At 28.7% G+C, this 2,205-nt stretch carries 2 protein-coding genes; both read right to left on the reverse strand.

Going from position 1 to position 2,205, the window contains the following annotated elements; translation table 11 throughout:
- Positions 1–10: 10 nt before the first annotated feature.
- Positions 11–979, reverse strand: coding sequence for a type VI secretion system baseplate subunit TssG (locus T368_RS0111210; protein WP_004088257.1), 969 nt, complete (start codon positions 977–979; stop codon positions 11–13).
- A partial coding sequence (gene tssF, locus T368_RS0111215) for a type VI secretion system baseplate subunit TssF (RefSeq protein ID WP_027338503.1) occupies positions 976–2,205 on the reverse strand: 1,230 nt, incomplete at its 5' end. The genes tssF and T368_RS0111210, both read right to left, overlap by 4 nt.

Below are 2,205 nucleotides of genomic sequence, written 5' to 3' on the forward strand. Positions count from 1 at the left end.
AAAAATGTTTTTATTGATGCAGCGATATATATTTGCAATATTGTGAATTGCTGAAGTTTTTTTGACCCCCTCCCAATAATAAACCAAATCCCAATTTAGCATTCGCTAGATTACCAAGTATAAAATTCATTTGAGAGCTATATTGTATATTTAAGCGCAAATCAACCGCGAATTCATTGTTTGTAAGGAAAGCGATACTTTCTTTTAATCGATTAAATTGCATTTGATTAGGAAAGTAAGCCAACGCTTCATGATATTGTAAATCTTTAATATCAAGCAATATTTTATTTTGGTGAGAACATATCGTTTTTCCCAATAAAAAATTTTTACCAAGAATTGTATTTCTTATTCCTAGCACATTTTGTTGAGTTATATTGATGGGAATTTGTTGCGAAATATTTTCAATAATTGAAATCCTATTGTTTAAATTAAAATTATATTGCAAAATCTTTTCAATATATGGTTTTGGGCGTCTTTGGCTTAATATAAGAGATGAAAATGGTAAATACTCTTTTGCATTTGTTACATTATTAAAACCCAATATTTTTAAAAAAATATGCGAAATTCTATCATTCAAGTTATCATTGAAAGATCTATGATAATTTCTAAGTGACATGCTTTCGTAAAGAAGCCATAGAATATGATTGTTTAGAAAATCAAAAAATAAGCTAAAACCATTACCAGAATCTTCATTTCTTGCAAATTTGTCAAGTATGTAGTTTGGTAGAGGAGAAGAACTTCCAAATAAACCAAAAAAATTTGCTTTAATTTCAACGCAATTTTCATGTTGATCATTTAAAGAAGTTGTATTATCTGCAGAATCTGTCGCCTTTAAAAGTGTCTCATTGTCATTTTGTGCAATAACCTCTATTTCCTTATAAGCATGCCCCAAACTTTTCCCAGTTCGTAAAAATATTTGATGTTTCTTGCGTGTCAGTAAAAATGTTTTTATAGTATGATAGAATGTAGATGTTTTCATAAAAGCGCTTTATTTCCAAATTGTACAGGGTATGTAAAGATTGTATTGCTTAAAACACATATAATATTTAATTCACAAAAGGAATTAATAGCCGCAAAAGAAGCAAATAAGTGCGAAAGTATCAATCCTATTTTATATACCTCTCCTAAACAATAAAATTTAGTCTCATCCATAGATATCGTAACAAGAATACCTCTTCTTGTGATACAGCCATGAACTTTATAGGTCGGTTGTGATTGTATATTAATAATCGCATCACTTAGATTTGTCAAAAAATGTTTATCTTGAGAATCAAATGTAAACCCAAAAATATGTAAAAGAGACAATAAACTTTCTTTTTTTGTTATATTTTGATAATTAAAAGACAAAATAACAACAAGATTCCACATCATATCACTATCCATGTCTATGTGTTTAATTGGTGTGGGTAGCGTAATATTTTCTGTTGTAACGCTCTTATAGTCTAATATTTCGTTAATGTCATGAAGTTTAAGTTGTGCTGGTATATTATTATTGCTGCACAATACATCCATAGATATAGTTTCTTTTCTGTGATGCTTAGTATAAAAAGAAATTTCTTTATAGTGTTGGCCATGAGCATCGACTTTGTTAGCTAATGCATAAAAATCATTGCTTTTATTTAAAAACTCAAATCTCTCAAAACTATAATAATTTTTAAAAACTCGTCTGCCAGTATCGCTACTATGTGCTTTTACTTTTAGAATCTGTATAACACAATAAGCCTGTTCGTGCATTCTATCTACAAATATTCGATGAGTATTTCTTGAGTGATCAAGAAGTATTGGTTCTGCCTGTGTAGAAAACAAATTAATTGCTGGTGTTGCAAAGAGAGAAAACTGATTTGCTCTTGGTAGACAATTTTTAGGAAGCTCCTTATTAAAAATAAATTTGATACCCATTTTTTTACTTTTTACATCTTTTAAAGCTTCTAAACCCTCAAGATGGATGAAATGAAATTTTTCTGACATAAAAAATAATTCTTGCAACAACATAAATGCACTAAAGCCTAAATCATCATTATCTAATACACTTTCATTTCTGTCAAATCCCATAGGCTGTAAGCAATGTGTTGGTATTTTAAAATTCGTATGTGTATCGTATGAGAGAATAATAATTTCTTTCACATATTGTAAAAGCCATAAAAGCAGGGTATTTGCCGTATAAATCTCATTACCAAGATATAAATTCAGATATTTTATGTTAAT

This window comes from Helicobacter bilis ATCC 51630, from assembly GCF_000686565.1.
In the GTDB taxonomy this organism is placed as follows: domain Bacteria; phylum Campylobacterota; class Campylobacteria; order Campylobacterales; family Helicobacteraceae; genus Helicobacter_A; species Helicobacter_A bilis.

Bases quoted from the DNA above. Each gene is read 5' to 3' on its own strand.
- T368_RS0111210 (WP_004088257.1), bottom strand. From the start codon at position 979: ATGAAAACATCTACATTCTATCATACTATAAAAACATTTTTACTGACA.